5 protein-coding genes are annotated in these 6125 nt (G+C 70.0%); 4 read left to right on the top strand and 1 reads right to left on the bottom strand.

Going from position 1 to position 6125, the window contains the following annotated elements; genetic code table 11:
• Together G3I65_RS18760 and G3I65_RS18755 are read left to right on the top strand one after the other, a co-directional pair.
• Window positions 1-403, top strand: a 403-nt coding sequence (locus G3I65_RS18760; RefSeq protein WP_239071294.1) for a plastocyanin/azurin family copper-binding protein, incomplete at its 5' end; no start/stop codon positions are given.
• A 95-nt stretch (window positions 404-498) separates the two neighbouring features.
• Window positions 499-1932, top strand: a complete 1434-nt coding sequence (locus G3I65_RS18755; protein ID WP_160697261.1) for a glycoside hydrolase family 76 protein — start codon at window positions 499-501, stop codon at window positions 1930-1932.
• Window positions 1933-2536: 604 nt separating this feature from the next.
• Here the strand turns inward: G3I65_RS18755 and htpG are convergent.
• Entirely contained in the window at window positions 2537-4432 is a 1896-nt protein-coding gene (gene htpG / locus G3I65_RS18750) for a molecular chaperone HtpG (protein WP_160697260.1), read from the bottom strand.
• A gap of 140 nt (window positions 4433-4572) precedes the next feature.
• On the opposite strand from htpG, the gene G3I65_RS18745 reads away from it, so the two are divergent.
• A complete protein-coding gene (locus G3I65_RS18745; RefSeq protein WP_160697259.1) occupies window positions 4573-5499 on the top strand; it encodes a PHB depolymerase family esterase in 927 nt (308 codons plus the stop codon).
• 59 nt (window positions 5500-5558) lie between these two features.
• The gene (locus G3I65_RS18740) at window positions 5559-6023 is read left to right on the top strand and encodes an HNH endonuclease (RefSeq protein WP_166640274.1); all 465 of its coding nucleotides are present in this window, start codon (window positions 5559-5561) and stop codon (window positions 6021-6023) included.
• The last annotated feature ends 102 nt before the right edge of the window (window positions 6024-6125 follow it).

Genomic DNA, 6125 nt, shown 5'->3' with positions numbered 1-6125 from the left:
CCGGAGCCCGCAGCTGTCGGCGGGCCAGAGCTGGAGCTACACGTTCCGGCAGCCGGGCACCTACGCCTACTACTGCTCGGTGCACCCCGACATGCGGGCGTCGGTGACGGTCCTGCCCGCGGCCACGACCGCCCCGCCGAAACCGGCGAGCACGCCGGTGGCCACGAAACCCGCTCCGGCCCGGACCACCGCGACCGCCCCCACATCCGCCGCCGCAGCCCCGGCGGCCACGACTTCCCCGTCCACCACCCCGACCGCCGCGGCCCCCGCGCCGGAGCAGCCCGCCGTCCAGCAGGCGAGCGCGACGGCGTCACCGACCTTGGACCCGATGCTGCTGGTGGCCGGGCTGGTCACCGGGATCGCGGTGCTGTGCCTGCTCCTGCTCGGCTCGCGGCGGGCGTGAATTCCTGTCCGGAACCTGTCCGGCAAAGGACTGGACCAACCGGTTTTCCCTGTTTACAAAGGAAAGGCATCGCCCTTCAGCGCGGAAGGTGACCGATGAACCTCCTGGCTCCCCTGCTCACCATCATCCTGGCCGCCACCCCGGCCCCGACCCCGTCGCCGGTCGCCCCGCTGGCGGTGATCTGCGACAAGTACTGCGACGCCCGGGATCCCGCTCTCTCCCCGGGCGATCGCGAAGGCGCCTCGGCCAGCATCAGCGGACGCCGGCTCTCGCTGCACCTCGACGACGCCGACGACATGGGCTGGGCGGCGATCACCGGCGGCGCGCCCGGCGACCACGTCTGGCTGGACCGCTCGTTCGACGCCGGCCGCACGTGGGCGTCGGGCAGCAAGCTGGGCGACACCGCCACGCCGTCGGGCTCGACGGGCTGGCGGACGCTGATGTACAACGCCGACGACTGGAACAACCGCGGTGTCGGCCTGCTGCGCGCCTGCGGCCAGCCCGCCGGCTCGGGCAGCATCGCCTGCACCGGCTGGGCGCGCCCGACGTGGAACGCGTGGGACCGCCGCACCGCGGCCGCCACCGCGCTGATGGAGCGGTACAACCTCGGCACCGGCCTGTTCGACACCACCGGCTGGTGGAACTCGGCCAACGCGCTGACCGCGATCATCGACAACGCCCGGATCAGCGGCATGGGCAGCTACCGGTACGCGATCGACACGACGTACACGAAGAACCTCGCGGCGCAGGGCGGCCAGTTCCGCAACGACTACCTCGACGACACCGGCTGGTGGGGCCTCGCGTGGGTCGACGCCTACGACCTGACCGGCGACGGCAAGTACCTCAACACCGCCCGCGCCGACGCGGACCACATGTACGCCTACTGGGACGGCGTCTGCGACGGCGGGGTCTGGTGGAGCACCAGCCGCACCTACAAGAACGCGATCCCGAACTCGCTCTACATCCAGCTGAACGCGGCCCTCCACAACCGCATCCCGGGCGACACGGCGTACCTGGCCCGCGCCCGCGCGGGGTGGGCGTGGTTCTCGGGCAGCGGGATGATCAACGGCTCGAACCTCGTCAACGACGGCCTGACGTCGTCCTGCGCGAACAACGGCCAGCCGACCTGGACGTACAACCAGGGCGTCCCGCTGGCGGCGCTGACGGAACTGTCCCGCGCGACCGGCGACACGACGCTGCTGACGAAAGCCCGCACGCTGGCGAACGCGTCGACGACGAACGGCTCCCTCAACCCGGGCGGCATCCTCCGCGACCCGGGCGAGACGGCCGGTGGCGGCGGCGCGGACGGCCCGACGTTCAAGGGCGTGTACGTCCGCGACCTGGCGGTGCTGAACGCGGCGCTTTCGGACCACCCGTACACGGGATACCTGCAGCGCCAGGCGAACTCGGCGTACGCGAACGACCGGAACAGCGCCGAGGCGTACGGGCTGCTGTGGGCGGGCCCGTTCGACCAGGCTGACGCGGCACGGCAGCAGAGCGCCGTGGACCTGATGAACGCGGCCCCATGATCGTTCCGCCCCAGCCCGAGGTGGAGTTTCGCTGTCGGTCCGGACGTCATGAACGACCCGTTCATGACGTCCGGTGACAGGGCCCCGGCAAAGTCGGGCAGCGCGGCCGATCCGCCCCTCCGCGATGTCGTGAAAGGGTCGTTCATCTCGCCAGACGACATGAACGACCCTTTCACGACATCCCCGCGACGCCGGGCAGACCACGCGGCCGGCCTGCTACGGGTCACCTGCTCGGCGGCGCGACTTTGCCGGGACCCTGACGTCCGGTGAGGTGAACGACTCGTTCATGTCGTCGGAAGACAGGGCGCCGGCAAACTCGCGCGCCGGGTGGCCCGCGGTGTCTTGAATGAGTCATTCAGGACCTCCGAAGACCTGAATGACTCATTCAAGACGTTGGCGAAGCCGCTGCCGAGCGCGAGCCGCCGCAGTTTGCCGGACCTCGGCCCGGGACGTAGTGAACGACCCTTTCACCTCGTCCGACGACGTGAATGACTCATTCATGTCGTCGGACGACATGAATGAGTCATTCACTACGCGCGGGCTGGCGTTGCCACGCCCCGGCACCAGCGGCCGCCCGGGCGAGTCCGCCCCGCCCGGCCCGGCCTCAGAACGTCTTCTCCAGCCGCCCCGCCAGCAGCTTGATGAACCGCGACGGGTCCGCCAGCTCGCCACCCTCCGCGAGCAGCGCCATGCCGTACAGCAGCTCCGCCGTCTCGGCCAGCCCCTCGTCCTCCGGCCGCGCCGCGTGCGCTTCCCGCAACCCCGTCACCAAGCCGTGCTCCGGGTTCAGCTCCAGGATGCGCTTGATCGGCGGCAGCTCCTGCCCCATCGCGCGGTACATCTTCTCGAGCGTCGGCGTCAGGTCGTGGGTGTCCCCGACGATGCAGGCCGGCGATGTCGTCAGCCGCGACGAGAGCCGGACCTCCTTGACGTCCTCGCCCAGTGCGGTGCCCATCCACGACAGCAGGCTCTCGAAGTCCTTGTTCTGCTGCTCGCGGGCGACCTCGGTGGCCTTCTTGTCCTCGTCCGACTCCAGGTCGACCTGGCCCTTGGCGATCGACTGGAACTGCTTACCGTCGAAGCCCGGCACCGAGTCGACCCACATCTCGTCGATCGGGTCGGTCAGGACCAGCACCTCGAAGCCCTTCGCCCGGAAGGCCTCCATGTGCGGCGAGTTCTCGATCGCGGACCGCGATTCGCCGGTCATGAAGTAGATGTGCTCCTGGCCGTCCTTCATCCGCTCGACGTACTCGCGCAGCGAGGTCGGCTTCTCCGCGTCGTGCGTCGAGGCGAACGACGAGATCTCGAGGATGGCCTCGCGGTTCTCGAAGTCGTCGAGCAGGCCCTCCTTGACCGCCCGGCCGAACTCGCGCCAGAACGTCGCGTACTTCTCGGCGTCGGCGGTCATCATCGTCTTGACCGTCGAGAGCACCTTCTTCACCAGGCGGCGGCGGATCAGCTGGATCTGCCGGTCCTGCTGCAGGATCTCGCGCGACACGTTGAGCGAGAGGTCCTGCGCGTCGACGACGCCCTTGACGAACCGCAGGTACTCGGGCACGAGCGACTCGCAGTCGTCCATGATGAAGACGCGCTTCACGTACAGCTGGACGCCGCGCTTGCGCTCGCGCAGGAACAGGTCCATCGGCGCGTGCGACGGCAGGAACAGCAGCGCCTGGTACTCGAACGTCCCCTCGGCCTGCAGCCGGATCGTCTCCAGCGGGTCCTGCCAGTCGTGGCTGACGTGTTTGTAGAACTCGTGGTACTCGTCCTCGGTGACTTCGGCCGACGACCGCGCCCACAGCGCCTTCATCGAGTTGACGGTCTCCGGCGCGGCGTCCTCGCCCTCGCCGGTCATCCGGATGGGCCAGGTGATGAAGTCCGAGTACTTCTTCACGATCTCCCGGATCTTCGCCGGGGACGTGTAGTCGTACAGGTGGTCCTCGGCGTCCTCGGGCTTGAGGTGCAGCGTGACCGCGGTGCCCTGGGGCGCGTCCTCGACCTCCTGGATCGTGTACGTGCCCTCGCCGGTCGACTCCCAGCGGACGCCCTCGGTGGTGCCCGCCTTGCGCGTCACCAGCGTGACCTTGTCCGCGACCATGAAGCTGGCGTAGAACCCGACGCCGAACTGGCCGATCAGGTCCTGCGACGCCGCCGCGTCCTTCGCCTCCTTCAGCTTGGTCAGGAAGTCGGCGGTGCCCGACTTGGCGATCGTGCCGATGAGGGCGACGACCTCCTCGCGGGTCATCCCGATGCCGTTGTCGCGCACCGTCAGCGTCCGGGCGGCCGGGTCCGTCTCGAGCGCGATGTGCAGGTCGGACGTGTCCGCCTCGAGGTCCTTGTCGCGGTACGACTCCAGCCGCAGCTTGTCGAGCGCGTCGGAGGCGTTGGACACGAGCTCGCGCAGGAACGTGTCCTTGTTCGAGTAGATCGAATGGATCATCAGCTGGAGCAGCTGACGCGCTTCCGACTGGAACTCGAGCGTCTCGATCGGGGTGGTCACTTCCGGTCCTTTCCGGTTTCTCGGCCGAAGGGTGGGTCGATCCTACCGAGCCCGGCCGCGCACTTTATGAACGCAATGTAGGAGGGCCCGCGACCTGGTGTGATGCTGGCCACGCCCCGCTGCCGATCAAGGAGGATCGAGTGCCCGGACGCCTTCCCCGGTGGGCCGCCGCGTTCGCCGCGGCCTGTGCCCTGACCACCGCCTTCGCCGCTCCCGCCGCCGCGGCGGGCGTCGCCGACCACCCCGTCCGCACCACCGGCTGCGGGCGCGCCCCGGGCCTCCCTGCCGGCGCGACGACGACCCGGCACGTCGTCTCGGGCGGCCTGGACCGCGAATACACCGTCCACCTGCCCGCGCACTACGACCCGCACCGGCCGTACCCGCTCCTGCTGTCGTTCCACGGGCACAAGCGGACATCGGAGTACCAGGAGCAGCTGTCCGGCTTCTCGGCGCTGGACGCGATCTCGGTGTACCCCCAGGGCCTGATCGGCACGGACGGCGAGTCGGCTTGGACCGGGGCGCCGTACTCGGCCGCCGCCGACGACGTCCTCTTCACGAGCGACCTGCTGAACTCGCTGCAGCGCACGCTGTGCGTCGACGCCGGCCGGATCTACGCGGCGGGCAAGTCCAACGGCGGCGGGTTCGTCGGCGTGCTGGCGTGCCGCCTGCCGAGCCGGATCGCGGCGTTCGCCCCGGTGTCGGGCGCGTTCTACCCGCAGGGCGGCGCGTGCGACCCGAGCCGCCCGGCGCCGGTGCTGGACTTCCACGGCACCGCCGACACGACGATCCCGTACACCGGCAACCCGGCCAAGGGCCTGCCCGCCATCCCGGACTGGCTGGCCGCATGGTCCACAAGGGACGGTTGCCGTCCGACGCCGGTCTCGTGGACGCCGGTGCCCGGAGTGGTGGCGCAGAGGTGGCTCGGCTGCGCGCTCGAGCACTACCGCGTGGAAGGCGCGGGGCACGTCTGGCCGAGCACCCAGCCGAACAACGATTCCGCGACGCCGACGGTGATCGACGCGACGCCGGTCATCTGGCGGTTCTTCCGCGCGCATCCCCTGCGGTGAAACACGATTGACGCACCTCTTTCCCCTCGGCGACGATTTTGCCGAGAGGAAAGAGGTGCATGGTGAAGGTGCTCGTCCTGAACGCCGGTTACGAACCGCTGCAGACCGTTTCGGTGCCGCACGCGATCCGCATGCTGGTGCGGCGCGTGGCGGAGATCCACGAGGCCGAAGACGGTCTCGCGTACGGCTTGTTCCCGCGCCCGAAGATCGTGCGGTTGCTGCGCTACGTAGTGATGAAGTGGCGATATACGCAGCCGCCCCGCTGGTCCCGCCGCGGCGTCCTCACCCGCGACGCCCACCGCTGCGCGTACTGCGGTGCCCGCGCCACGACGATCGACCACGTGGTGCCGTTGAGTCGTGGCGGTGAGCGGACGTCGTGGCTGAACACGGTCGCCGCGTGCGGTGGCACGGCCCGCAGCTGCAACGCGCGGAAGGCGGACAAGCTGCCGGCGGAGGCCGGGATGAAGCTGAGGTTCACGCCGTATGTACCGGCGTGGGACCAGCTGCACCGCCCGGGCGCGTGAGCCCGCGGCCCGCTCGCTGCTTCGGCGGCGGGCGGGCCCCGGCTCATGGCTCGCTTTCGGCGCAGCCGGGCCTGCTCTCGGCGATGCACTCCCACCGCCCGA

Source organism: Amycolatopsis sp. SID8362 (assembly GCF_010550475.1).
Lineage (GTDB): Bacteria > Actinomycetota > Actinomycetes > Mycobacteriales > Pseudonocardiaceae > Amycolatopsis > Amycolatopsis eburnea.
Note: the sequence above shows the minus strand (reverse complement) of the source record. Positions and strands in the feature narration are given on the sequence as shown.

Excerpts from the sequence above, each read along its gene's own strand:
- G3I65_RS18755 (WP_160697261.1), top strand. The coding sequence starts at position 499 with ATGAACCTCCTGGCTCCCCTGCTCACCATCATCCTGGCCGCCACCCCG.
- G3I65_RS18740 (WP_166640274.1), top strand. The coding sequence starts at position 5,559 with ATGGTGAAGGTGCTCGTCCTGAACGCCGGTTACGAACCGCTGCAGACC.